Source organism: Pseudomonas sp. SCA2728.1_7, from assembly GCF_018138145.1.
GTDB lineage: Bacteria > Pseudomonadota > Gammaproteobacteria > Pseudomonadales > Pseudomonadaceae > Aquipseudomonas > Aquipseudomonas koreensis_A.
Window position 1 is genome coordinate 2,894,676 of record NZ_CP073104.1, and the last position, 24,072, is coordinate 2,918,747.

General features: G+C 59.2%; 22 protein-coding genes. 6 read left to right on the forward strand and 16 right to left on the reverse strand.

What is annotated here, in order from left to right; all coding sequences use genetic code 11:
- Positions 1-368 precede the first annotated feature (368 nt).
- Complete coding sequence (locus tag KBP52_RS13020) at positions 369-1,997, forward strand: glucan biosynthesis protein D (protein WP_116028700.1); 1,629 nt, start codon at positions 369-371, stop codon at positions 1,995-1,997.
- 208 nt (positions 1,998-2,205) lie between these two features.
- Here KBP52_RS13020 and KBP52_RS13025 read toward each other — a convergent pair whose 3' ends face one another.
- The 3 genes from KBP52_RS13025 to KBP52_RS13035 all read right to left on the reverse strand — a co-directional run bounded on the left by KBP52_RS13025 (position 2,206) and on the right by KBP52_RS13035 (position 5,888).
- Positions 2,206-3,312: an NADH:flavin oxidoreductase/NADH oxidase gene (locus KBP52_RS13025; RefSeq protein ID WP_123594919.1), complete on the reverse strand. Its 1,107-nt coding sequence runs from the start codon at positions 3,310-3,312 to the stop codon at positions 2,206-2,208.
- 268 nt (positions 3,313-3,580) lie between these two features.
- Entirely contained in the window at positions 3,581-5,290 is a 1,710-nt protein-coding gene (recJ, locus tag KBP52_RS13030; RefSeq protein ID WP_212622900.1) for a single-stranded-DNA-specific exonuclease RecJ, read from the reverse strand.
- 55 nt (positions 5,291-5,345) lie between these two features.
- Positions 5,346-5,888, reverse strand: coding sequence for a YaeQ family protein (locus KBP52_RS13035; RefSeq protein ID WP_007908961.1), 543 nt, complete (start codon positions 5,886-5,888; stop codon positions 5,346-5,348).
- Between the two features lie 146 nt (positions 5,889-6,034).
- On the opposite strand from KBP52_RS13035, the gene KBP52_RS13040 reads away from it, so the two are divergent.
- Both KBP52_RS13040 and KBP52_RS13045 read left to right on the forward strand, forming a co-directional pair.
- Entirely contained in the window at positions 6,035-7,234 is a 1,200-nt protein-coding gene (locus KBP52_RS13040) for a CaiB/BaiF CoA-transferase family protein (RefSeq protein ID WP_212622901.1), read from the forward strand.
- A complete protein-coding gene (locus tag KBP52_RS13045) occupies positions 7,161-8,141 on the forward strand; it encodes a TIGR02285 family protein (protein ID WP_212622902.1) in 981 nt (326 codons plus the stop codon). Before KBP52_RS13040 ends, KBP52_RS13045 begins: the two co-directional genes overlap by 74 nt.
- A gap of 176 nt (positions 8,142-8,317) precedes the next feature.
- On the opposite strand, the gene KBP52_RS13050 is transcribed toward KBP52_RS13045, so the two are convergent.
- The 7 genes from KBP52_RS13050 to xerD form a co-directional block, all read right to left on the reverse strand.
- A complete protein-coding gene (locus KBP52_RS13050) occupies positions 8,318-8,599 on the reverse strand; it encodes a DUF3509 domain-containing protein (protein ID WP_077571266.1) in 282 nt (93 codons plus the stop codon).
- Positions 8,600-8,765: 166 nt separating this feature from the next.
- Positions 8,766-9,173, reverse strand: coding sequence for a response regulator (locus KBP52_RS13055; protein ID WP_077571265.1), 408 nt, complete (start codon positions 9,171-9,173; stop codon positions 8,766-8,768).
- 116 nt (positions 9,174-9,289) lie between these two features.
- A complete protein-coding gene (locus tag KBP52_RS13060; protein ID WP_116028698.1) occupies positions 9,290-10,663 on the reverse strand; it encodes a transporter substrate-binding domain-containing protein in 1,374 nt (457 codons plus the stop codon).
- Positions 10,664-10,783: 120 nt separating this feature from the next.
- Positions 10,784-12,193, reverse strand: a complete 1,410-nt coding sequence (gene thrC, locus KBP52_RS13065; RefSeq protein ID WP_212622903.1) for a threonine synthase — start codon at positions 12,191-12,193, stop codon at positions 10,784-10,786.
- 109 nt (positions 12,194-12,302) lie between these two features.
- Positions 12,303-13,607 carry a homoserine dehydrogenase gene (locus tag KBP52_RS13070; protein WP_007908972.1) on the reverse strand — a complete coding sequence of 435 codons (1,305 nt, stop codon included), beginning with the start codon at positions 13,605-13,607 and terminating at the stop codon, positions 12,303-12,305.
- 131 nt (positions 13,608-13,738) lie between these two features.
- Positions 13,739-14,470: a bifunctional protein-disulfide isomerase/oxidoreductase DsbC gene (dsbC, locus tag KBP52_RS13075; protein WP_007908974.1), complete on the reverse strand. Its 732-nt coding sequence runs from the start codon at positions 14,468-14,470 to the stop codon at positions 13,739-13,741.
- Positions 14,471-14,725: 255 nt separating this feature from the next.
- Positions 14,726-15,622 (reverse strand): site-specific tyrosine recombinase XerD, encoded by an 897-nt coding sequence (gene xerD / locus KBP52_RS13080; RefSeq protein WP_123594924.1) that lies wholly within the window; start codon positions 15,620-15,622, stop codon positions 14,726-14,728.
- A gap of 108 nt (positions 15,623-15,730) precedes the next feature.
- Between xerD and KBP52_RS13085 the strand changes: the two genes are divergently transcribed.
- The gene (locus KBP52_RS13085; RefSeq protein ID WP_212622904.1) at positions 15,731-17,539 is read left to right on the forward strand and encodes a sodium:proton antiporter; all 1,809 of its coding nucleotides are present in this window, start codon (positions 15,731-15,733) and stop codon (positions 17,537-17,539) included.
- A 118-nt stretch (positions 17,540-17,657) separates the two neighbouring features.
- Here the strand turns inward: KBP52_RS13085 and KBP52_RS13090 are convergent, their stop codons facing one another.
- From KBP52_RS13090 to ffh, 6 genes are all read right to left on the reverse strand, one after another.
- Complete coding sequence (locus tag KBP52_RS13090) at positions 17,658-18,071, reverse strand: acyl-CoA thioesterase (RefSeq protein ID WP_210702503.1); 414 nt, start codon at positions 18,069-18,071, stop codon at positions 17,658-17,660.
- A 146-nt stretch (positions 18,072-18,217) separates the two neighbouring features.
- The gene (rplS, locus tag KBP52_RS13095; RefSeq protein ID WP_003175895.1) at positions 18,218-18,568 is read right to left on the reverse strand and encodes a 50S ribosomal protein L19; all 351 of its coding nucleotides are present in this window, start codon (positions 18,566-18,568) and stop codon (positions 18,218-18,220) included.
- A gap of 45 nt (positions 18,569-18,613) precedes the next feature.
- Positions 18,614-19,366 carry a tRNA (guanosine(37)-N1)-methyltransferase TrmD gene (trmD, locus tag KBP52_RS13100; RefSeq protein ID WP_077571260.1) on the reverse strand — a complete coding sequence of 251 codons (753 nt, stop codon included), beginning with the start codon at positions 19,364-19,366 and terminating at the stop codon, positions 18,614-18,616.
- 2 nt (positions 19,367-19,368) lie between these two features.
- Positions 19,369-19,905, reverse strand: coding sequence for a ribosome maturation factor RimM (gene rimM / locus KBP52_RS13105; protein WP_077571259.1), 537 nt, complete (start codon positions 19,903-19,905; stop codon positions 19,369-19,371).
- A gap of 5 nt (positions 19,906-19,910) precedes the next feature.
- Positions 19,911-20,162, reverse strand: a complete 252-nt coding sequence (gene rpsP, locus KBP52_RS13110) for a 30S ribosomal protein S16 (RefSeq protein WP_003185073.1) — start codon at positions 20,160-20,162, stop codon at positions 19,911-19,913.
- A 249-nt stretch (positions 20,163-20,411) separates the two neighbouring features.
- Positions 20,412-21,788: a signal recognition particle protein gene (ffh, locus tag KBP52_RS13115; protein WP_008081630.1), complete on the reverse strand. Its 1,377-nt coding sequence runs from the start codon at positions 21,786-21,788 to the stop codon at positions 20,412-20,414.
- A gap of 210 nt (positions 21,789-21,998) precedes the next feature.
- Between ffh and ccsA the strand changes: the two genes are divergently transcribed.
- Positions 21,999-22,811: a cytochrome c biogenesis protein CcsA gene (gene ccsA / locus KBP52_RS13120; RefSeq protein ID WP_077571258.1), complete on the forward strand. Its 813-nt coding sequence runs from the start codon at positions 21,999-22,001 to the stop codon at positions 22,809-22,811.
- Between the two features lie 12 nt (positions 22,812-22,823).
- Entirely contained in the window at positions 22,824-24,065 is a 1,242-nt protein-coding gene (locus KBP52_RS13125) for a transporter associated domain-containing protein (protein ID WP_212622905.1), read from the forward strand.
- The last annotated feature ends 7 nt before the right edge of the window (positions 24,066-24,072 follow it).

Below are 24,072 nucleotides of genomic sequence, written 5' to 3' on the forward strand. Positions count from 1 at the left end.
AAGAATTGCTAAACCACCACATCGCCCTGCCCCTTACAGCAGCGCCGTGTGCCCTACCGGTCAGCCCGGTCATGCCCATAGAATAGAAATTAAATCGGCGCTGAAAAGCGGTTTTTAGAGTAATTAGTCGAAAAAAGCAGATATGCCGTGTAAATCAGAATGCCCTGTCAGATTTTTAACCGACATGTCTTGTTTCATTGACACACTGGCGCGGTGAATCAACGAATTTTGCATTGCGAGCGAACCGTTTAAGCTAGCGGGCATCTGTTAATAGTCCGTTGCGTTTGGCCGAAGGCTTGTCCGAACCGTTATTTCTGATCCAGCACGTGCCAGGAACGGCGCGGGATTGCACACGACAGGTTGTATTTATGCACCGCAGGAATTTGCTCAAAGCGTCCATGGCCATTGCGGCTTACACCGGTCTTTCGGCCACTGGCCTGCTGGCCAGCCGTGCGTGGGCGGCCAATGGCGGCGCCGCCGATGGCGAGGCGCAGGCGTTTGACTTCGAAGCGCTGAAGCGCCAGGCCAAGCAACTGGCTGGCAGCGCCTATCAGGACACCAAACAGGTGCTGCCGCCAACCCTGGCGACCATGACCCCGCAGAACTTCAACGCGATCCGCTACGACGGCGAGCATTCGCTGTGGAAGGAAAACAAGGGTCAGCTGGACGTGCAGTTCTTCCACGTCGGCATGGGGTTCCGTCAGCCGGTGCGCATGTACAGCGTCGACGCCAAGACGCGCACTGCCCGCGAAGTGCATTTCCGCCCGGCGCTGTTCAACTATGAAAACACTTCAGTCGACACCCAGCAGCTCAAGGGTGACCTCGGTTTTGCCGGCTTCAAGCTGTTCAAAGCGCCGGAGCTGGATCGTCACGATGTGTTGTCGTTCCTCGGCGCCAGCTATTTCCGTGCGGTAGACGCCACTGGCCAATATGGCCTCTCGGCGCGCGGCCTGGCGATCGACACGTACGCGAAAAAACGCGAAGAATTCCCTGACTTCACCAAGTTCTGGTTCGAGACACCGGACAAGAACGCCACCCGATTTGTGGTGTATGCCCTGCTCGACTCGCCGAGTGCCACTGGCGCTTACCGTTTCGACATCGACTGCCAGGCCGAGCGCGTGGTGATGGAAGTCGATGCGCACATCAATGCGCGCACGGCGATCGAGCAATTGGGCATCTCGCCGATGACCAGTATGTTCAGTTGCGGCACCCACGAGCGCCGCATGTGCGACACCATCCACCCGCAGATCCACGACTCGGATCGTCTGGCGATGTGGCGCGGCAACGGCGAGTGGATCTGCCGTCCGCTGAACAACCCGGCGACCCTGCAATTCAATGCGTTTGCCGACACCGATCCAAAAGGTTTCGGGCTGGTGCAGACCGATCATGAATTCGCCAACTATCAGGACACCGTCGACTGGTACAGCAAGCGTCCGAGCCTGTGGGTCGAACCGACCACGGCGTGGGGCGAAGGCTCTATCGATCTGTTGGAAATTCCTACAACCGGGGAAACCCTCGACAACATCGTCGCGTTCTGGACACCGAAAAAACCGGTGGCTGCCGGCGATTCGCTGAACTATGGCTACAAGCTTTACTGGAGTGCATTGCCGCCGGTAAGTACGCCGTTGGCGCGAGTGCAGGCAACCCGTTCCGGCATGGGCGGTTTTGTTGAGGGCTGGGCACCGGGCGAGCATTATCCGCCGGTTTGGGCGCGTCGTTTTGCCGTGGACTTCACTGGTGGCGGTCTGGATCGACTGCCGCAGGGCACCGGGATCGAGCCAGTGGTGACCTGCTCGAACGGCAAGGTGCAGGACTTCAGCGTGCTGGTGCTGGATGACATCAAGGGTTACCGGATTCTGTTCGATTGGTACCCGACCAATGACAGCGTGGAGCCGGTGGAGCTGAGGTTGTTCATTCGCACCAATGACCGCACGTTGAGCGAGACCTGGTTGTATCAGTACTTCCCGCCGGCGCCGGACAAGCGTAAGTACCCTTGATGGTTATGTAGCGCCTACAAGGGCCTCATCGCGAGCAGGCTCACTCCTACAGTTGATCTGTGTCGAACACGTATTTTGTGAACGACACATGCCCCTTGTAGGAGTGAGCCTGCTCGCGATAGCGTCCGACCAGGCAGCGCAACGACAACCAGACAAAACAAAGCCCCGGCCATCACTGACCGGGGCTTTTTGCTTTATCGCGACTGACTCAATCGCGCAAATCAGACTCATGAATCGGCTGATCCCGATGAGTCGCACGCTGATACTGCGCCGGCCACACCGCTTTGCGCCCACCGAGATCATCGTCGGCATGCAGCGGCCAGTACGGATCACGCAACAACTCGCGGGCGAGGAAGATGATGTCAGCCTGACAGGTGCGCAGAATGTGCTCGGCTTGCGCCGGCTCGGTAATCATTCCCACGGTGCCAGTGGCGATGCCTGACTCCTTGCGCACACGTTCGGCGAAGCGTGTTTGATAGCCTGGCCCGACCGGAATTTCGGCGTTGGCCGCTGTCCCGCCCGACGACACGTCGATCAGATCCGCGCCAAGGGTGTGCAGGCGCCGCGCCAGCTCCACGGTTTCATCCGGGTTCCAACCGTCTTCTACCCAATCTGTGGCCGAAACGCGAACAAACAGCGGCAACTCCTCAGGCCAGACCGCCCTCACCGCTTCAGTCACTTGCAGCACCAGACGAATGCGGTTTTCAAACGAACCACCGTATTGATCACGACGCTGATTGCTCAGCGGCGAGAGAAATTGATGCAGCAGATAACCATGCGCCGCATGCACCTCAACCACACTGAAACCAGCTTTCAGTGCGCGTTTGGCGGCATCGACAAACGCCTGAATGACGTCAGCAATCTGCCCTTCGTCGAGCTGTTTCGGTTGAGTGTGTTGCGGGTCAAAGGCAATCGGCGACGGCCCGACCGGAGTCCAACCGCCATCATCGGGTTTGACGCTGCCGTGCTTGCCGATCCACGGCCGATGGGTGCTGGCCTTGCGCCCGGCGTGGGCCAGTTGGATGCCGGCAACCGCGCCCTGAGACGTAATGAAGCGGGTAATGCGTTGCAGCGGTTCGATCTGTTCGTCGTTCCACAGGCCAAGGTCTTCGGCGGTGATTCTTCCGTCGGCGGTGATCGCCGTGGCTTCAGTGAAGACCAGACCGGCGCCGCCCACCGCGCGGCTGCCGAGATGCACCAAATGCCAGTCGTTGGCCAGGCCGTCGACGCTGGAGTATTGGCACATCGGTGACACGGCGATGCGGTTGGGCAGGGTCAGTTGGCGCAGGGTGAAGGGTTCAAGCAGCAGACTCATGGGGCACCTCTCAAATCAGTGGGCAGGCTCCAGGGTTCTGTTTGAATAGTCGACGAGTGACAGGAAAAAGGTGCAGCACCCGCCCCCGCGGGTAAAAAATTCGACAAGACGTCACAAGGCCAATCAAGCAGTGCTTAGAGCCTAGTCGACAACGGGGGATGAGGGAGGGTTCAGAGTGATTCAGTGTGTGAAAGGACGCTTTCGCGAGCAGGCTCGCTCCCACAAGGACAACACCGTACCTGTGGGAGCGAGCCTGCTCGCGAAGGGGTCAACGCGGTTCGATATGGGCAATCATCAGTTGTACCGTCTCATTACCCCGAAACTCGTTAACGTCGAGCTTATAAGCCAGCTCAACCCACTGAATCGTCGGGTTCGGCCAGATATCGCGATCAACGCCAAAGGCAATACCATCCAGCTTCACCGAGCCACATTCGCTCTTCAGCACCACTTTCAGATGCCGCTCGCCGACCACTCGCTGTTCGACCAACTGAAACACGCCATGAAACAGTGGCTCCGGGAAGTGCTGCCCCCAAGGCCCGGCGTGGCGCAGGGCGCGGGCCAGTTCGAGGTGGAACTCTTCGACCGCCAGCGTGCCATCGGTCAGCATGCGCCCGGTCAGGTCGTCTTCGCGAAGTTGCCTACGCACTTCAGCGTCAAAGGCCTCGGCGAACAGCGGAAAATTCTCCTGCGGCAAGGTCAGACCGGCCGCCATAGCGTGGCCACCGTACTTGGCTATCAGGTTTGGATGCTGCGCTGCGACCACGCTCAAGGCATCGCGAATGTGGAAACCTTGAACCGAGCGGCCCGAGCCCTTGAGCAAACCATCGCCCGCATCGGCAAAGGCAATGGTCGGACGGAAATAACGTTCTTTCATCCGCGACGCGAGAATTCCGATCACGCCCTGGTGCCACTCCGGATCGAACAGGCATAGACCAAACGGCATCGACTCGACCGGCAAGTCCTTGAGCTGCGCCAGCGCTTCACGCTGCATGCCCTGCTCGATGGATTTACGATCCTGGTTCATGCCGTCGAGTTGCGCGGCCATTTCCCGTGCCAGATTGGCGTCGGCGGTGAGCAGACATTCGATGCCCAGACTCATGTCATCCAGACGCCCGGCGGCATTCAGACGCGGGCCGACGATGAAACCGAGATCGGTAGAGGTAATGCGTGCAGCGTCTCGCTTGGCCACTTCAAGGATCGCTTTGATCCCCGGCCGCGCACGCCCAGCACGAATTCGTTCGAGGCCCTGATGCACCAGAATCCGGTTGTTGGCGTCCAGCGGCACCACGTCGGCAACGCTGCCCAGCGCCACCAGATCAAGCAGTTCACCGATGTTCGGCTGCGGCTTGTTCTCGTACCAGCCGAGGCTGCGCAAACGCGCGCGCAACGCCATCAACACATAGAAAATCACCCCGACGCCGGCCAGTGCCTTGCTCGGAAACTCGCAACCGGGCTGGTTCGGATTGACCAGCGCGTCGGCCAATGGCAGTTCATCGCCCGGCAAATGGTGATCGGTGATCAGCACTTTGAGCCCATGACGTTTGGCGGCGGCCACGCCTTCGACGCTGGAGATGCCGTTATCGACGGTCACCAGCAAATGCGGATCGCGGGTCATCGCGACCTCGACGATTTCCGGAGTCAAGCCGTAGCCATATTCGAAGCGATTCGGCACCAGATAGTCGACGTGCGCAGCGCCCAACAAGCGCAAGCCAAGCATGCCGACAGTGCTGGCCGTCGCGCCGTCCGCATCGAAGTCACCAACGATGAGGATGCGCTGGCGCTGTTCCAGCGCCGTCACCAGCAGGTCCACCGCTGCGTCGATGCCCTTGAGTTGCTGAAACGGGATCAACCGCGCCAGGCTCTTGTCCAGCTCTGCCTCGGACTGCACGCCCCGCGCCGCGTACAAGCGGGTCAACAGCGGCGGCAGATCACCGAGAAAAGGCAGAGTTTCGGGCAGTTGACGAGGTTCGATACGCATGGGGTGACGGAGACTTCTCTTGATTACGTGGGATTATTCCGGTGGTGACGCGGGATCAGCCGCGCTCACCTTGCAGCCATTGCAACTGGACTTCGTGCTGACCACGGTCGTCGGTGACGAAGATCGTCCCTTCGCTGATCATCACGTCCCACTTGATAACGCGGGGCATGTCCTTGGCCAGGGTTTCCAGCACTTCTTGCGGGACTGCTGCGATGTTGACGTTCTTCAGATTCTTGATCGCCGGGATCACTTTGGTTTCCCAGACGCGCAGGCTGCCGTAGGCGAGCAGGCTGGTGCGTTCGGTACGACGCGAGCACCAGGTCAGTCGGTCGGCGTCTGGCTGGCCGACTTCAATCCAGTGCAGAACACGGTCGTCCAGGCTCTTTTCCCACAGTGCAGGTTCATCCACGTCTGACAGACCGCGACCAAACGACAACTGCTCGTTGTACCAGAGGGCGTAGGCCAGCAGGCGCACCGTCATGCGCTCTTCGGTTTCCGAAGGGTGACGGGCGATGGTCTGCTTGACGCTCTCGTAGACACTGCGGTCGAGGTCGGTGAGGTTCAGTTCAAATTTGTAGGTAGTGGACGGCTGGGCCATGAACGGGCTTCTTGATACGAGGAAAGTCGGCAAGTCTAACCGATGCGGTAGGCAATCATCGAATTGATGGCGATCAACCTGCGGCGTCTGACAGCCGGCTATGTTAAAACGCTGTATCTGCTTAGCCTTGTCCTACAGGATTCAGTATGCCGTTCGCCAACAAACCGCTCAGCGGTGTGAAAGTCATTGAATTGGGTACGTTGATTGCCGGGCCGTTTGCCTCGCGTATTTGCGGCGAGTTCGGCGCCGAAGTGATCAAGATCGAGTCGCCAGACGGCGGTGATCCTCTGCGTAAATGGCGAAAACTGTACGAAGGCACTTCGCTGTGGTGGTTCGTCCAGGCGCGCAACAAAAAATCTCTGACGCTGAATCTCAAGCATCCTGACGGTTTGGCGATCCTGAAAAAATTGCTCAGCGAAGCCGACATCCTCATCGAGAACTTCCGCCCCGGCGTGCTGGAAAAACTGGGCCTGAGCTGGGAAACCCTGCACGCGCTGAACCCGAAACTGGTGATGGTGCGCCTGTCCGGTTTCGGTCAGACCGGACCAATGAAAGATCAGCCAGGCTTCGGCGCGGTTGGCGAGTCCATGGGCGGTCTGCGCTACATCACCGGTTTCGAAGACCGGCCGCCGGTGCGCACCGGCATTTCCATCGGCGATTCGATTGCCGCGCTGTGGGGTGTGATCGGCGCGCTGATGGCGCTGCGTCATCGCGAAGTCAACGGCGGCCTTGGCCAAGTCGTTGACGTGGCGCTGTATGAAGCGATTTTCGCAATGATGGAAAGCATGGTGCCGGAATTCGACGTGTTCGGTTTTATCCGCGAGCGCAGCGGCAACATCATGCCCGGCATCACGCCCTCTTCGATTCACACCAGCGCTGACGGCAAGCATGTGCAGATCGGCGCCAACGGTGACGCGATCTTCAAACGTTTCATGCTGATCATCGGCCGCGACGATCTGGCCAACGATCCGACATTGGCCAGCAACGACGGACGCGATAATCGCCGCGACGAGCTGTATGGCGTGATTGATCGCTGGGTCAATTCGCTGCCGCTGCAAAGCGTGCTCGACCTGCTCAATCAGGCCGAGGTACCGGCCAGCCGGATCTTCAGTGCCGAGGACATGTTCAACGATCCGCAGTATCTGGCCCGGGAGATGTTCCTGCACGCCAAACTGCCCGACGGCAAAGATTTCAAGATGCCGGGCATCGTGCCGAAACTCTCTGAGACACCGGGCAGTTCAGAATGGGTCGGACCGCAACTGGGTGAACACAATGCGCAGGTACTTCACGACCTCGGCTACGACGAGAGACAGATCGCCAAGCTGCGTGAAGACGGAGCCATTTAAGCTGAAACACCGGCAGACATCGCACGCCAACCGCGCCCACCATTGGTGGACGTGGCGGCTGTTCGGCCTGTTGTTTTTGCTCGCCCTGTCGACCGGAGCGCAAGCGAAACCGACGCTGATCTGGTTGCTGCGCGACTTGCCGCCACTGACCATTTTCGAAGGCCCGAAAAAGGGCCAGGGCGTGATCGACCAACTGATGCCGTTGCTGATCGCCGGCATGCCGCAATACGAACACACGCTGATGCGGGTCAATCGCGCCCGTGGTCTGCAGATGCTCCATGAAAACCCGTTTGCCTGTGACCCCGCGCTGCTGTGGAACAAGGAGCGCGCGCAGTGGGTGGCGTATTCGATCCCGGCGATTCGCGCCGTGAGCAATGGCCTGGTGGTGCGCCAGCAAGATCGCTCGGTGCTCGAACCGTATCTGGTCGACGGTGAAGTGGACCTGGCGGCGCTGCTGGCCGCTACGGAGCGCAAAGTTGGTGTGGTGGCGGAACGCAGCTACGGCGAGTTCATCGACACCCTTTTGCATCAAGCGCCCAGCGGTGCGTTGACTGCGCATTACGGCAACGATGCGCTGACCAATCTGCTGTCGATGCAGCGCCTCGGTCGGTTGCAGGTGGTGTTGGGCTATTGGCCGGAGATTCGCTATCAGGCGAAACAGGCACAGATCAATGAAGATGAACTGGAGTTCTATCCGATTCAGGGCAATGGGAAGTATCTGTCAGGCTACGTCGCCTGTTCCGACACCACGCAAGGCCGCCAGGCCATCAGCGAGATCAATCATCTGCTGCGCACCCTGCCGCATGAACACCTGAATCAGCTCTACGCCGCTTGGCTGGATCCCGACAGACGTGAGGATTATCTGGAACAGGCCCGCACATTCTTCGAACGCCAGGCTGCGCAGTAGGCAAATCGCAGACAAAAGAAACCCCGAGAAGTGGGGAGACGACTCGGGGTTAAACGTGGCCTACATAAAGACCCGTAGCAGCAAGCGACAAGCACCGGAGCACAATGCTTGATCCTGCTGTTACGTGGTCTGACTGACAGGGATGCAGGAAGGTTCCCACAAAAAATATTTCATCTTTACAGCGTCGCACGTTTGTCCAGTGCGGCATTGCGCAAGGCCGCGATCACACAAGGCTCCAGCCGTCCTTCAGCAATCAGAACGTCGCGGTGCAAGCCGTCAACGACATCGGTCAACTGGCGCTTGTCGGTCAACTGTGCCTGATTGAATTCGCGTTCAACCACGATGGCGCCGTGACTGTTCTTCAAGGTCACCAGGCATTCGCCATGGGAACCGCTTGGAGACAACGAAACCTGATACGGGCTCAGAGCCTCACCGAGCAATAGACTGATACTTTCCATCTCGATCTCCACTCAATAGTCCGAAAACTGTGTGCCTGGGGCGTGTTCACAATAAATGACCACCGGCCCGAGAAGAAAGTTCTGCATACCGATTGCCCCATTCCTGGAGTGTCACCGGTCTGTCAGAGCATGCACGGCGAAGATGACAGAAAAATAACCGTACCCGTCAAACCCGCACGGGTGGCGAAGCGGCGATCAGGTAGCTATCGAGCAAACCGCGCATCAGTACCGCCGACACCGGGGTTTGCAGGCGGCCCAACAGCCGCACTTTGTGTTCGTTCAGCAAGGGGTCGAGATCGTTCAGCAGGCTTGGCGCGACCGTTCCCAGCAGGATCAGCGCGCGTGCCTCCTGCTGAACCGCCAGATGCTGGATCAGCGCCAGGCCATCGCCGCCCTTGAGCTGCGGATCGCAAATGGCGATATCGACCACGCCGCGATGGCCCAATGAAGACAGGGCCGACGCCAGCGACGGCGCCGTCAGCACGTCATAGATGCCAATGGCATTGAGCATTTGATGCAATGCCATCAGCTGGAACGGATTGGGTTCAAGTATCAGGACTTTAAGCGAGCGCATAAGCGGCCTCTGAAGCGACAATCGCGGACTCTCACCGCAGTGGTTGTCACTCTAGGGCAGCCGTCCTAAGCCTCCCATCGGAAAAGTAGCCGCGTCGTATAGGACATTTCCCATCTTCAATACAGACATCGGCACCCGCTCTCTGTGCGGCGCTGGGTGATGTCCGTCCAGCCACCCAAAAGCCCACGCAATTTACCGTCGGCACTGTAGAACGGCACCGTCCACTGATAGACCTCACGGGTACCGCTCTTGAACTGCAATCGCCGTTTGCTGAAGCGCGACTTGCGCGTGCGCAACTGCACCATGAACTCATCGTGCAACATCAGCGCCGTGGCTTCAGGCAACGCGTTGACTTCAATCAGCAGCCGCCCCAGCACTTGATCCAGTCGAACCGAGAGCGCTTCCTCATAGCTACGATTGCACATGATCAGCCGCCCTTGCAGATCACGGACGAACACAGGGTCCGGCATGGAGTCGATCAATGCATGCTGAAATGCCAGTTGATCGCCCAGATCCTTTTCCGCCGCGCGCCGCAGCTTGATCACGGCGGTCAGACGCCGATTCCATATCAGCGACAGCAGGCCGAACACGCCAAGCCCGCCCATTGCCCAGCAACCCCATTCAAGCATCTGCTGCCAGACTGACGGCACGGGCGCCGGTGCAATACCTTCCAGCCATTTCAGGCGGATCGCCCGCAATTCGGCTGCGGGAAACGCCTCAAGGGCCTTGTTGAGAATACTCAGCAGCACAGGCATGCCTTTGCGCACGGCCAGGTTATCCGCTTCCCATTTGCCCTCGACCAGACCGCCGACCTTGAGCAAACCCAGCGGGTAAAGCTGCGCGCCAATTTCGTTTTCGATGGTGGCGTAGGCTTCACCGCTTTCAACCAGCGCCCGCGCCTCGGCGTAAGTCTTGACCGAGCGAATCTCGATCGAGGGAAAGTCACGCCTGATCATGTCTTCCAGCGCATGCCGGGCCGGTAGCACCAGCACGCGTTTGCTCAACTGCTCGAAGGCATCCAGCCGAGGTGCGTCAGCGCGGCCGACAAACACCCAGCCCGCGCCACCGAACGCATGGCTGTAATCGAGGAATGCCTTGCGCTCCTCGCTCATGGCCAGGGTCGTACTGATATCGGCCGCGCCGCTCTCCAGACGTTCAAGCATGTGATCAGTGGAAAATGACTCCTGATGCACAAACTGCAGCCCGGTCATCGCCGTGACGCGCTTGAGCACGTCGTTGTTCAAGCCGCTCCACTGCCCGTGCTCATCCTGAAACAGATACAACGGATACTGCACCGACGTCACCGTCACTTTGGGGTTGTCGCGAATCCATTGACGCTCGTGTGCAGCCAGTTCGATGGGCTGGACTCTGGACGCCCCGGCATCATCGTGCAGCGCCAGTTGCGCCGCCACGCTGCAGCGCATCAACGCCAATAATCCGAACATGAACAACACACCCAGTGCCGGTTTCAAACCTCTATAAAACAGCATTGCCACTTCCTTCGTGATCGACTCACCCGTCCTTCGTGGGTGAAAACCCGAGCAGTGTGGCAGCAGAAACAAAAAAGCCCGTCAGGAGACGGGCTTCAAAATGTGACAGGTTTTACTGGCTTAAAGCGGCTTGCCGCGGTTGCCATGCTGGCTGACAAAGGCTTGCACGGCTTTCAGCTCGTTTGGCAGAACGGTGCAACGCTCGTTTCGCTCAAACAAATCAGAAAGATGTGCAGGTAGCTCGAGCGCTTTTCCTACGCCGGCTTTCTCCACTGCATCCGGGAATTTCACCGGATGCGCGGTGCCGAGGATCACCATCGGGATGTCCAGGTTGCGTCGGCATTCGCGTGCAGCCTTGACGCCGATCGCGGTGTGCGGATCCAGCACTTCACCGGTCTGCTCGTAGACTTCGGCGATGGTTTCGCAAGTCTGCGCGTCGTCCACGGCCAGCGAATCGAACAGTTTGCGCGCTTCGGTCCAGCGCTCTTGCTCGACGCTGAAACCACCACCTTGCTTGAACGTGTCCATCAGGCCGGCGATCGCTGCGCCGTTGCGACCGTGCAGGTCGAACAGCAGGCGTTCGAAGTTCGACGAGACCATGATGTCCATCGACGGCGACAGCGTGGCGTGCAGAGTGTCCTTGACGTACTGATTGCCACTCATGAAGCGGTGCAGGATGTCGTTGCGGTTGGTGGCGACGATCAACTGGTTGATCGGCAGGCCCATGTTGCGCGCCAGGTAACCGGCGAAGATATCGCCGAAGTTGCCGGTCGGCACCGAGAACGACACCGAACGCGCCGGGCCGCCCAACTGCAGGGCCGCGTGGAAGTAGTAGACGATCTGGGCCATGATCCGCGCCCAGTTGATCGAGTTCACCGCCACCAGGCGCGTGCCTTTGAGGAAGCTCTGGTCAGCGAAGCTGTTCTTGACCATTTCCTGGCAGTCATCGAAGTTGCCTTCGATGGCGATGTTGTGGATGTTCTCGCCGAAAATCGTGGTCATCTGCCGGCGCTGCACTTCGGACACACGGTTGTGCGGGTGCAAGATGAAGATGTCGACGTTTTCGCAGTGCTTGCAGCCTTCGATGGCGGCCGAACCGGTGTCACCGGAGGTGGCGCCGACGATTACGACGCGCTCGCCGCGCTTTTCCAGCACGTAGTCGAGCAGACGACCGAGCAGTTGCAGGGCGAAGTCCTTGAACGCCAGGGTCGGGCCGTGGAACAGTTCCAGCACCCATTCGTTGCCGTTCAGCTGACGTAGCGGCGCCACGGCGCTATGGGCGAACACGCCGTAGGTTTCTTCAAGGATCTTTTTGAAATCGGCGTCCGGAATGCTGCCGGTGACGAACGGGCGCATGACGCGGAAAGCCAGCTCGTGATACGGCAGGCCGGCCCAGGAAGCGATTTCTTCCTGGGTGAAACGTGGCAGGTTTTCCGGAACGTACAGACCGCCGTCGGTCGCCAGACCAGCCAGCAGGACGTCTTCGAAATTCAGGGCCGGTGCCTGGCCGCGGGTACTGATATAACGCATGATTTCAAACCTTCGGTTTGAGCTTCAAGCTACGAGCTATAAGCTGCAAGTAAAAGCCAGACCGCTTTTCTCTTGCAGCTTGCAGCTCGAAGCTTGCAGCTGCTTCTGTTTAGTTCAGGTGCTCGACGCGGATCCGGACAACCGGACCATTGACGCCGGCCAGCGCTTCGAGGGCGGCGATGGCATCGTTGATGCGCTGCTCGACCACACGGTGGGTCAGCAGGATCATTGGCACCAGACCGTCGTGTTCCTCGACTTCCTTCTGCATGATCGACTCGATGTTGATGCCGCGCTCCGAGAGGATGCTCGCCACCTGAGCGAGTACGCCCGGATGGTCCTTGGCCTGAATGCGCAGGTAGTACGCGCTTTCGCAGGCTTCGATCGGCAGGATCGGATGGGCCGACAGCGAGTCCGGCTGGAAGGCCAGATGCGGCACGCGGTTTTCCGGATCGGAAGTCATGGCGCGAACCACGTCGACCAGATCGGCGATCACCGACGAAGCGGTTGGCTCCATGCCGGCGCCAGCGCCGTAGAACAGTGTCGAACCGGCGGCGTCACCGTTGACCATCACCGCGTTCATCACGCCGTTGACGTTGGCGATCAGGCGATCGGCCGGGATCAGCGTCGGGTGTACGCGCAACTCGATGCCGGCGGCAGTGCTGCGCGCCACACCGAGGTGCTTGATGCGGTAGCCCAGCGCTTCGGCGTAGTTGACGTCAGCGGTGGTCAGCTTGGTGATACCTTCGGTGTAAGCCTTGTCGAATTGCAGCGGAATGCCGAAGGCGATGGAGGCCAGAATCGTCAGTTTGTGCGCGGCGTCGATGCCTTCAACGTCGAAGGTCGGATCGGCTTCGGCGTAACCCAGTGCCTGCGCTTCGGCCAGCACGTCTTCGAAGGTACGGCCCTTCTCACGCATTTCGGTGAGGATGAAGTTACCGGTGCCGTTGATGATCCCGGCGACCCAGTTGATGCGGTTGGCGGACAGACCTTCACGGATCGCCTTGATCACCGGAATGCCACCGGCCACAGCCGCTTCGAACGCCACGATCACGCCTTTCTCGCGAGCCTTGGCGAAAATTTCATTACCGTGAACGGCAATCAGAGCCTTGTTCGCGGTGACCACATGCTTGCCATTCTCGATGGCCTTGAGTACCAGCTCGCGGGCAACGGTGTAGCCGCCCATCAGCTCTATGACGATGTCGATCTCAGGGTTCGTGGCCACTTCGAAGACATCGTTGGTAATCGCAATACCGGTCGTCTGGAACTGAGGCTTTGGCGTGCGCATGGCAATTTGTGCCACTTCGATTCCACGCCCGGCACGACGAGCAATTTCCTCGGCGTTGCGCTGAAGTACGTTGAAGGTACCGCCACCGACGGTCCCTAACCCACAGATGCCTACTTTGACCGGATTCACTGTGAACTCCCCATAAAACGGCCGACGCGGGGTCGGCCGGAAAACAACCGCGTGCTCGCGGCTCTCTATTGATGGCCCGGCGATGTGGCTGCCGGACCATGATCGTCACGGTTGACCGTGACGATGCGAATTTACTTCGCGCCCAGCGCCAGTTTGGCGACTTGTGGCGCAGGCTGGTAGCCCGGAATCACTTGTCCGTCAGCCAAAACGATGGCCGGTGTACCGTTCACGCCGATCGACTGACCGAGGGCGAACTGTTTGGAAACCGGGTTATCGCACTTGGCGGCCTTGATTTCCTTGCCATCGACCATTTTGTCCATGGCGGCTTTCTTGTCTTTCGAGCACCACACGGCTTGCAGTTGCTCGTCACCCGGCGAGTTCAAACCCTGACGCGGAAACGCAACGTAGCGTACTTCAATGCCGCGCTTGTTCAGCTCAGGCACTTCGGCGTGCAGCTTGTGGCAGTACGGGCAGGTGGTGTCGGTGAACACGGTGATGTGCGATTTGGTCTCGCCCACGGCCGGATAAACCACGGTTTCGGCCACCGGGATAGCGTTGATCAGTTTGGAGATGCCCAGGCGTTCGGTCTTCTCGGTCAGGTTGACCGGTTTGCCATCCTTGAGCTGGAACAGGTAACCCTGAACGATGTACTGGCCATCGGCGCTGGCGTAGAGCACACGGCTGCCCTTGAGCTTGACTTCGTACATGCCCGGCAACGGGCTGGCACTGATGCTTTCTACCGGAACCTCGAGTTCGAGTTTTTCCAGGCTTTGACGAATCGCTTTGTCGGCCGCGTCATCGGCGACGGCAAAGGTGCTGACCAACGCAATGGCTGCGGCGGCGAAAATCTGGGTCAGACGCATGAGAACTCCTGAAGGCGGACAAATGGAACGATCAGAACGCCCGTGCCGGAACACCGGGTCATAACCGTCCATCGTGCAAACCGGCAAAGCCTAACACATAAGGCCACGGTGGCCGAATGCGCCTGTCGCCACACTTTCAGGACTGCACAGATCCTTGTGGGAGCGAGCCTGCTCGCGAAAGCGGTGTGTCAGCTAAATGAACGCTGACTGACACTCCCTCTTCGCGAGCAGGCTCGCTCCCACAGAATTTTTTGTTCAGCCTCTTGGGTGATGTTTGGCGTGCAGGTCTTGCAGCCGGGCGCGGGCGACGTGGGTGTAGATCTGCGTGGTGGAAAGGTCGCTGTGGCCGAGCAGCATCTGCACCACACGCAAATCTGCGCCATGGTTGAGCAGGTGCGTGGCAAACGCGTGACGCAAGGTATGCGGCGACAGCGACTTGCCGATCCCGGCGACCTTGGCCTGATGCTTGATGCGGTGCCAGAAGGTCTGGCGAGTCATCTGCTCGCCGCGCTGACTGGGAAACAGCACATCACTGGGCCGCCCACCGAGCAGTTCGCCACGACCATCGCGCATGTAGCGCTCAATCCAGACAATCGCCTCCTCGCCCATCGGCACCAACCGTTCCTTGCTGCCTTTGCCCATTACTCGTAATACGCCCTGGCGCAGATTGACCTGTTCCAGTGTCAGGCTGACCAGTTCGGTCACGCGCAGGCCACAGGCATACAACACTTCAAGCATGGCGCGGTCACGCTGGCCGATGGCTTCGCTCAGGTCCGGTGCCTTGAGCAGCGCCTCGACGTCGGCTTCCGACAAGGACTTGGGCAGTGGCCTACCGAGTTGCGGCATGTCGACGCGCAACGTCGGGTCGACGCTGATCAGCTTTTCCCGCAGCAGATAGCGATAAAAGCCACGCACACCGGAGAGAAATCTCGCCGTGGAACGCGGTTTGTAGTTTTGCTCAAGACGCCAGGCCAGATGATCGAGGATCAGTTCGCGACCGGCGTTGATCAACTCAAGGTTTTTCTCCTGCAGCCAGCCATTGAACAGCGCCAGATCGCTGCGATAGGCGCCGCGGGTGTTGTCGGACAGGCCCTTCTCCAGCCATAAAGCGTCGAGGAATTGGTCAATCAATGGATGGTCGATGGCAGGCATGGGCGCTCAAGACACGCGACCTTGAGGCCGACGCGCAAATGTAGAGTGAACTGTAGGAATGGACGCTAGTCTTTCATAGCCCGCTATTTCAAGGAACAGGGAGCATCAATGAACGAGCAGCAAATTCTACTGGCATTTGGCGGGATTGGCGCGGCGGCGCTGGGGTGCCAATGGCTGGCCTGGCGCCTGAAGCTGCCGGCGATTCTGTTCCTGTTGCTGACCGGTATTCTGGTCGGCCCGGTGCTGGGCTGGCTCGACCCACAGGAAATGTTCGGGCCGCTGCTGATGCCGTTGGTGTCGCTGGCCGTGGCGCTGATTCTGTTCGAGGGCAGCCTGACCCTGCACCTGTCGGAATGGAAGGAGATCGGCAGCGTCGTCCATCGTTTGGTGACCCTTGGCGCGATTTCGACCTGGATCGTTATCGCGGTGGCTACGCACTTCCTGCTCGGTTTCGACTGGATGTTGGCCATCCTGTTCGGCAGCCTGACGCTGGTGACCGGGCCGACGGTGATTGTGCCGATGCTGCGCGTGGTGCGGCCGAAAGCCTCGATTGCCAACATTCTGCGCTGGGAAGGCATCGTCATCGACCCGATCGGCGCCCTCCTCGCCGTGGTGGTTTACAGCTTCATCATTGCCAGCGCTGAAGGTCATGGCCTCAAGCAGAGCCTGTTCACTTTTGGCGGCGTGATTGTCTGTGGCGCGGTGTTCGGGATTGTCGGCGGTTGGTTGCTCGGCACGGTGATCCGCCGGCAATGGCTGCCGGAGTATCTGCATAACCTCGCCTCGCTGGCGGCGGTGCTGGGGATTTTCATTGCTTCGAACACCGTGATGCACGAGTCCGGTCTGTTGGCGGTGACGCTGATGGGCATGTGGCTGGCGAACATGAAAGGCGTGGATGTACGGCACATCCTGCACTTCAAGGAGAACCTCAGCGTGCTGCTGATTTCCGGGTTGTTCATTTTGCTCGCGGCGCGGCTGGATCTGTACGCATTGATCGGACTGGGGCCGCTGGTGTTGATTCTGCTGCTGGTGATTCAGTTGATCGCCCGGCCGCTGAACGTGTTGCTCAGTACCGCGGGCTCCAGCCTGAGCTGGCGTGAGCGGGCATTGCTGTGCTGGATTGCGCCACGCGGGATTGTCGCGGCGGCGGTCTCGGCGATTTTCGCGATTCGCCTGCATGAAGCCGGACATGAGGGGGCGCTGCTGCTGGTGCCGCTGACCTTCGCGGTGATTATCGGCACCGTCGTGCTGCAGAGCGCCACGGCACGACCGCTGGCTCGCCTGTTGAAGGTTGCAGAACCGGCGCCGAGCGGTTTTCTGATCGTCGGTGCCAACGGCCCCGCGCGGGAGCTGGGCAAATCGCTGCAGCAACTGGGCAGCCGCGTGCTGCTGACCGATTCGAGCTGGGAAAACATTCGCGCTGCACGCATGGAAGGTTTGCCGACGTATTTCGGCAACCCGGCCTCGCAACATGCCGATGCGCATCTGGACCTGGTCGGGCTCGGGCATTTGCTGGCGCTGTCGCCTTCGGGTGAGCTGAATACCTTGGCGGCAATGCGCTTTCGGCATGACTTCGGCCATCAGCGCTTGTTTGGGTTGGCCAGTGGTCATGAGAGTCGGCGCAGCGATAAACATCGGGCGAGTCTGGAACATCGCGGCAATCAGTTGGGCAGCGAGGCGTTTACCTACGCGAAACTGGCCAGTCAGATGGGCCAGGGCGCCGAGTTGTACAGCACGACGCTGACGGATGGATTCGGCTGGGAGGATTACCGCGCACTGCATGGGAATCGCGCGACGTTGTTGTTCATGCGCGATGACAGTGGCTGGGTGCATGTGGTGACGCCGGAGACGGCGGTGAAGCCTGGTGCGGGGTGGACGTTGCTGGCCTTGATTCAGCCGGAGGCCAGCGGCGTCTGAGCTGACGCCTTCGCGAGCAGGCTCGCTCCCACAGGTTCTGTGCCGGACACAAATGTTATGTTTACCCCGATCACTGTGGGAGCGAGCCTGCTCGCGAATGGCGCGACTGGCTATCAGATCAGGCAGCAAACCCTGGCAGCACCGGCACTGGCCGCTTGTCATCATCAATGGCGACAAAGCTGAACTGCCCATGAATCGCCTTCTCGCGGCCATCACAGCTCATGCTCTCAACAAACACTTCCACCTCGACCTTGAGGCTGGTGTTGCCGACCTTGATCACCTTTCCCACCAGCTCAACGATGGACCCTGCCGGGATCGCATGATTGAAGTCGATGCGGTCGGTGGACACGGTCACTAGTGGCAAGCGGCAGAAGCGCGTGGCGGTGATGAACGACACTTCGTCCATCCATGCGAGCGCGGTGCCGCCGAACAGGGTGTTGTGGTGATTGGTGGTCGGCGGGAAGACGGCTTTGGTCACGCGGGTCACCGAGAGTTCGGTGCGGCGTTCGATTTCCTGGTCGCGGAGGGTCATGGCAATTGCTGCTCGTGTATACGGGTGCCGAGCAAAGCAAGATCAAAAGATCGCAGCCTTCGGCAGCTCCTACAGGGGAATGGGAGGAATTTCGGGCAACAAAAAAGCAGCCCGTAGGCTGCTTTTTTCTGCATCGGAAGCTGGACTTAAGCCAGTTTTTCCTTGATGCGAGCTGCTTTACCCGACAGGTCGCGCAGGTAGTACAGCTTGGCTTTACGTACGTCACCGCGACGTTTGACAGCCATGCTGTCGATCTGCGGGGAGTAGGTCTGGAAAGTACGTTCTACGCCAACACCGTTGGAGATTTTACGAACGGTGAACGCACTGTTCACGCCGCGGTTACGCTTGGCGATTACAACGCCTTCGAACGCTTGCAGACGGGAACGATCGCCTTCCTTCACTTTCACCTGAACGACAATAGTGTCGCCTGGGGCGAAGGTAGGGATTTCTTTGGTCATCTGCTCTGCTTCGAGTGCAAGGATGATTTTGTTGGTCATGCTGTGCTCCTAAGGTAAATCGTTCGATCTACCATCGATACGTTGTTAACTATCGTCCCGCTCGCGGATGTATTCCTCGAGCAGCTTCTTCTCTTCTCCAGAAAGCGAGCGGCTTTCCAGAAGATCGGCGCGTCGTTCAAAGGTCCTACCAAGGGACTGCTGTAAACGCCAACGCCGGATATGCGCGTGATTGCCACTCAGCAACACGTCGGGAACACGCTGATCCGCATACACCTCAGGTCGGGTGTAGTGCGGGCAATCCAGCAGACCATCCGTAAAGGAATCTTCCTCAGCGGAATCCGCATGCCCTAAAGCTCCAGGCAGCAGTCGTGTAACCGCATCGATCAGGACCATCGCCGGCAGCTCGCCGCCAGACAGTACATAGTCGCCAATCGACCACTCTTCATCGACATGAGCCTCAATAAAGCGCTCGTCAATGCCTTCATAGCGGCCGGCAATCAGGATCAATGCATCCGATTGTGCCAACTCGCGTACCGCCGACTGAGTCAGTTGACGGCCTTGGGGGGACAGGTAAATCACCTTCGCCGCCTCCCCGGCTGCTGCCTTGGCCTGAACCAGAGCATCTTCCAGGGGCTTGATCTTCATCACCATGCCCGGACCACCGCCAAACGGGCGATCGTCCACAGTGTGATGCCGATCCGTCGTGTAGTTCCGCGGATTCCAACAGGTCAGCTGCAAGAGCCCCTGTTTGACCGCACGACTGGTGATGCCGTAGTCGCCGATGGCGGAAAACATCTCGGGAAACAAACTGATCACTTCTACGCGCAAATTAGCCACGTTTAGAAGTCCGCGTCCCAATCCACCTTCATCTCGCCCGCTGCCAGATCGATTGCCAACACGCATTGCTCCGTATAGGGCAACAGACGTTCGCGATCATCCAGGCTGCCAGCGCAAGGCTTGACGACCATTACATCATTGGCGCCGGTTTCCAGAAGATGATCGATCTTCCCGAGCAATTGCCCCAGTTGATCAATAACCTTCAGACCTTCCAGCTGGTACCAGTAGTACTCGCCTTCGGTCAATTCAGCGAACAGATTGCGCGGCACGCAGATCTCATAACCGGCCAGAAGACGAGCTTCTTCACGATCATCAAGACCCTTGAGCTTTGCGACCAGGAACTTGTCGCTCCCACGTCCACTGACCAGCTCGACCTGTTTGACATTGCCTTCGCGCTTGAGCGTCCAGGTTTTGTACTGCAACAGGTTTTCAGTCGGATCAGTAAAGGAATAAACCTTCACTTCGCCGCGAACGCCATGAACAGAATAAATTTTGCCAATAACGATCAAATCATCGGCAACAGCAGGCGTCGCGTTCATATTGCTCAGGCCGCAGCCTTTGCAGATTCCTTCAGCAACTGAGCAACACGCTCAGAAGGCTGTGCACCAACGCTCAGCCAGTAGGCTACGCGCTCTTGGTTCACGGACAGACGGATTTCCTGACCACGGGCAACAGGGTTGAAGAAACCAACCTGTTCTTTGTGGGAGCCGTCACGCGGGTTACGCGAGTCGGTTACGGTCAGGTGGTAAAACGGGCGCTTTTTGGAGCCGCCAAGGGCAAGACGGATTGTTAGCATGTGAACATCGTTCCTGTAGTCGGTGCTGCAAATCTAAATGCACAGCGGGCATGGGTGCCCGAAAGGCCGCATATTCTAAGGAATATCCGGACTTTTGCAAATGACTTTTTCCGGCGCCTATGGCATGCCGTGCAGATCTGCATATAGAGCCGTCGATGAAAACGGCCAGTCAGCTCCCGCCGAGTGCGGGTTTGCTGTTGATCCTGCGTCCTTGCAGGGTCTGCGCCGGTGCGACGACCGGCGAAGTCTTTACATCTTTGGCATGCCGCCGCCGGGCAACATTCCGCCCATGCCGCGCATCATTTTCGCCATTCCGCCTTTGGCGGTGAATTTCTTCATCATCTTCTGCATCTGCTTGTGCTGCTTGATCAAGCGACCGATGTCCTGCACCTGAGTGCCGGAACCCATGGCGATCCGACGTTTGCGCGAACCGCTGATCAGCTCAGGGTCGCGGCGCTCGGCCGGGGTCATGGAATTGATGATGGCTTCCATCTGTTTGAATTGTTTCTCTGCGGCGTTCTGGGCATTGCCCATTTGCGACAGGTTGACGCCACCGATGCTCGGCAGTTTGTCCATGAGCCCGCCGAGGCCGCCCATGTTCTTCATCTGTTGCAGCTGATCGCGGAAGTCTTCGAGGTCGAAGCCCTTGCCCTTCTTCAGCTTCTTGGCCAGTTTGTCGGCCTTGTCTTTGTCGAGGGTCGCTTCGGCCTGTTCGATCAGGCTGAGCACGTCGCCCATGCCGAGAATGCGCGAGGCGATGCGCTCAGGGTGGAACGGATCGAGCGCTTCGCTCTTCTCGCCCATACCGATGAACTTGATCGGCTTGCCGGTGATAGCACGTACCGACAATGCAGCACCGCCACGGGCGTCGCCGTCGACCTTGGTCAGGATCACACCGGTCAGCGGCAGCGCATCACCGAAGGCCTTGGCCGTGTTGGCGGCGTCCTGGCCGGTCATGGCGTCGACCACGAACAGGGTTTCGACCGGGTTGATCGCGGCGTGCAGCGCCTTGATCTCGCCCATCATCTCTTCGTCGATGTGCAGACGACCCGCGGTGTCGACGATGACCACGTCGATGAACTTCAGTTTTGCTTCTTTAATAGCTGCGGTGGCGATGTCGACCGGCTTCTGGCTCAGGTCGGACGGGAAGAACGTCACGCCGATGTCGTTGGCCAGGGTTTCCAGCTGTTTAATAGCAGCAGGACGGTAAACGTCCGCCGACACGACCATGACCGACTTCTTCTTGCGCTCTTTAAGGAAGCGCGCCAGTTTGCCAGCGGTGGTGGTTTTACCGGCGCCCTGCAGACCGGCCATCAGAATCACGGCAGGCGGTACGGCGCTCAGGTTCAAATCTTCGTTGGCCGCGCCCATCAGGCTTTCGAGCTCAGCCTGGACGATCTTCACGAATGCCTGGCCCGGCGTCAGGCTGCGCGACACCTCGGTGCCGACAGCGCGCTCCTTGACCGAATTGACGAAGTCCTTGACCACCGGCAGGGCGACGTCGGCTTCGAGCAACGCCATGCGCACTTCACGCAGGGTGTCTTTGATATTGTCCTCGGTCAGCTTCGCCTTGCCGGTGACATGGCGCAGCGTCTGCGAGAGACGGTCGGTTAAGTTTTCAAACATTGCGCGATCCTTTCAGGCCCTGTGTAGACCGGGATAATGGCGGCCCAGACCGGAATCAACATGTGCTCGGCGAGCCTGCGGCGTGGGCAGGTCGCGGATTATAGCGAAGACTGCGCCCGGCGGACACCTCGCTGTCAGCTTCCTGAGTCTTTCGTGCCATGGCGGTTCTATGCCAAACTCAGCCCCTTTCGGGCCTGCCTAACAGGATTTATGCTCCCCTTGTCACCCAGTTTATTGACCACCCTCGCCGCCGCCCTTCTGTATGCCGCTGCGACCCTTTATCAGAGCACTCGTCTGGCCACTGGCGCCAAGGCGAACAAACGCCTGCTGGTTAGCCTCGGCGCTCTCGCCGTGGCGGCCCACGCCGCGAGCCTGCTCACGCATTTGCTGACGCCAATCGGTCTGGGCCTGGACTTCTTCAGCGCCTCGAGCCTGATCGCGGCGGCGGTGATCGCCCTGACGTTGATCGCCTGCTCGCGGATCCCGGTGGAAAACCTGCTGGTGTTGCTGTTCCCGCTCGGCGCAATCACCGTGCTGCTGGCGCAGTTCGCGCCGACCGGCACGGTGCAGATCATCGATGAAGAGCCAGGCATCCTCGCGCACATTCTGTTGTCGATCCTCGCCTACGGCATGTTCACCATCGCGGTGTTCCAGGCCTTGTTGCTGCTGGTGCAAGACCACCAACTCAAGCACAAGCACCCGTCCGGGCTGATCAAGAACTTCCCGCCGCTGCAAACCATGGAAAGCCTGCTGTTTGGCTTCCTCTGGGCCGGCTGGACGCTGCTGTCGCTGTCGCTGATTTCCGGCTGGCTGTTCGTCGAGAACCTGTTCGCCCAGCATCTGGTGCACAAGACCCTACTGGCCTGCCTGGCGTGGATCGTGTTCAGCGTACTGCTGTGGGGCCGCAATCGTCTCGGCTGGCGCGGTCACAAGGCGATTCGCTGGACCCTCGCCGGTTTCTGTTTGCTGATGTTGGCGTATTTCGGCAGCAAACTGGTTCGTGAATACATCCTGCACATCTGACGGGCGGCATAAATGGACGGTTTGCCCTTAGGGCCGATGCTCGCGGTATTTGTCCTGCTGATTTTGTGGTCAGGGCTGTTTACCGCCGTCGAAATCGCGCAACAGCACCTGCTCGCGCAGCGCACCGCCTCGCGCGCCAGCGACAAACCGCTGGCGAAGCTGAGCTTTCCGCTCGACAGCCTGATTCTCTGCAATACCTTGTGCCGTGCGCTCGCTGTGGTGATTGCGACGCTGCTGGCAATTTTTCTCTGCGAAGAAAACGGCCCGTGGGCGGCATGCCTCGGTGCGGGTGCGATCCTGCTGGTGTTTGCCGATTACTTCCCGCGTACCGTCGCCCAGCGTTATCCCGACGCAGTGCTGGCGTTCGGCAATACCTTGCTGGCCGTGCCGCTGAAGATTGTTTATCCGTTTGCCTGGCTGTTCAGCCGTATCAGCGGTTTGCTGATGAGCCCGTTTGCCCGCAAAGTTCAGGTCGTGCAGCAAAGCGAAGATGACTCGCCCGCCGATCGCTACGACGATCCAGAGCATCCGGTTCGCGCGCACCCGGTTTCCGGCATTCATGCGCTGGACAACATCACGGTCAACGACATTCTGGTGCCGCGCAGTGACGTCGACGGCATCAACCTCGACGATTCGATCGAAGAGATCATTGAGCAACTGCGTCACAACAAACGTACGCGCCTGCCGGTTTTTCACAGCGACATCAATCAGGTTGAAGCGGTGCTCAACACCCGGCAGATCCGCCATCTGCTGAGCAACGGAGATCTGACGCTCGAAGCCTTGCTGGCCGCCAGTTACGAGCCGTACTTCGTGCCGGAAAGCACGCCGCTGCAACTGCAACTGCTGAACTTCCATAAACAGCAGCGGCGGCTCGGCATGGTGGTCGACGAGTACGGTGAAGTGCTCGGCATCGTTACGCTGGAAGATATTCTCGAAGAAATCGTTGGCGAATTCGAAAGCGAGCACAGCCTCGATAATCCGCACATTCATCCGCAGGGCGACGGGCGCATGGTGATTGATGGCACCGCGTCGATCCGCGAATTGAACAAATGCCTCGGCTGGCATTTGCCGAGCGATGGTCCGAAAACGCTGAATGGTCTGGTGACTGAGGCGTTGGAGACGATTCCGGAAAGTGCGGTTTGCTTGAAGATCGGGCGTTATCGCCTGGAGATTCTTGAAACTGAGGAGAACCGGGTGAGCAAGGTGTTGATCTGGCATACCTCTTCTGTGCCAGCCCTGGTGCCTGCCAGGTAAAAGATCA

What these genes read in the sequence shown, in the direction of transcription:
- ccsA (WP_077571258.1), top strand. Translation starts at nt 21,999, where the DNA reads ATGCTCCCCTTGTCACCCAGTTTATTGACCACCCTCGCCGCCGCCCTT.
- KBP52_RS13050 (WP_077571266.1), bottom strand. Translation starts at nt 8,599, where the DNA reads ATGGAAAGTATCAGTCTATTGCTCGGTGAGGCTCTGAGCCCGTATCAG.
- rimM (WP_077571259.1), bottom strand. Translation starts at nt 19,905, where the DNA reads ATGAACGCGACGCCTGCTGTTGCCGATGATTTGATCGTTATTGGCAAA.
- KBP52_RS13020 (WP_116028700.1), top strand. Translation starts at nt 369, where the DNA reads ATGCACCGCAGGAATTTGCTCAAAGCGTCCATGGCCATTGCGGCTTAC.
- KBP52_RS13040 (WP_212622901.1), top strand. Translation starts at nt 6,035, where the DNA reads ATGCCGTTCGCCAACAAACCGCTCAGCGGTGTGAAAGTCATTGAATTG.
- xerD (WP_123594924.1), bottom strand. Translation starts at nt 15,622, where the DNA reads ATGCCTGCCATCGACCATCCATTGATTGACCAATTCCTCGACGCTTTA.
- rplS (WP_003175895.1), bottom strand. Translation starts at nt 18,568, where the DNA reads ATGACCAACAAAATCATCCTTGCACTCGAAGCAGAGCAGATGACCAAA.
- KBP52_RS13025 (WP_123594919.1), bottom strand. Translation starts at nt 3,312, where the DNA reads ATGAGTCTGCTGCTTGAACCCTTCACCCTGCGCCAACTGACCCTGCCC.
- KBP52_RS13125 (WP_212622905.1), top strand. Translation starts at nt 22,824, where the DNA reads ATGGACGGTTTGCCCTTAGGGCCGATGCTCGCGGTATTTGTCCTGCTG.
- thrC (WP_212622903.1), bottom strand. Translation starts at nt 12,193, where the DNA reads ATGCGTTATATCAGTACCCGCGGCCAGGCACCGGCCCTGAATTTCGAA.
- recJ (WP_212622900.1), bottom strand. Translation starts at nt 5,290, where the DNA reads ATGCGTATCGAACCTCGTCAACTGCCCGAAACTCTGCCTTTTCTCGGT.
- KBP52_RS13085 (WP_212622904.1), top strand. Translation starts at nt 15,731, where the DNA reads ATGAACGAGCAGCAAATTCTACTGGCATTTGGCGGGATTGGCGCGGCG.
- KBP52_RS13035 (WP_007908961.1), bottom strand. Translation starts at nt 5,888, where the DNA reads ATGGCCCAGCCGTCCACTACCTACAAATTTGAACTGAACCTCACCGAC.
- KBP52_RS13060 (WP_116028698.1), bottom strand. Translation starts at nt 10,663, where the DNA reads ATGCTGTTTTATAGAGGTTTGAAACCGGCACTGGGTGTGTTGTTCATG.
- KBP52_RS13090 (WP_210702503.1), bottom strand. Translation starts at nt 18,071, where the DNA reads ATGACCCTCCGCGACCAGGAAATCGAACGCCGCACCGAACTCTCGGTG.
- KBP52_RS13055 (WP_077571265.1), bottom strand. Translation starts at nt 9,173, where the DNA reads ATGCGCTCGCTTAAAGTCCTGATACTTGAACCCAATCCGTTCCAGCTG.
- rpsP (WP_003185073.1), bottom strand. Translation starts at nt 20,162, where the DNA reads ATGCTAACAATCCGTCTTGCCCTTGGCGGCTCCAAAAAGCGCCCGTTT.
- KBP52_RS13045 (WP_212622902.1), top strand. Translation starts at nt 7,161, where the DNA reads ATGCGCAGGTACTTCACGACCTCGGCTACGACGAGAGACAGATCGCCA.
- dsbC (WP_007908974.1), bottom strand. Translation starts at nt 14,470, where the DNA reads ATGCGTCTGACCCAGATTTTCGCCGCCGCAGCCATTGCGTTGGTCAGC.
- ffh (WP_008081630.1), bottom strand. Translation starts at nt 21,788, where the DNA reads ATGTTTGAAAACTTAACCGACCGTCTCTCGCAGACGCTGCGCCATGTC.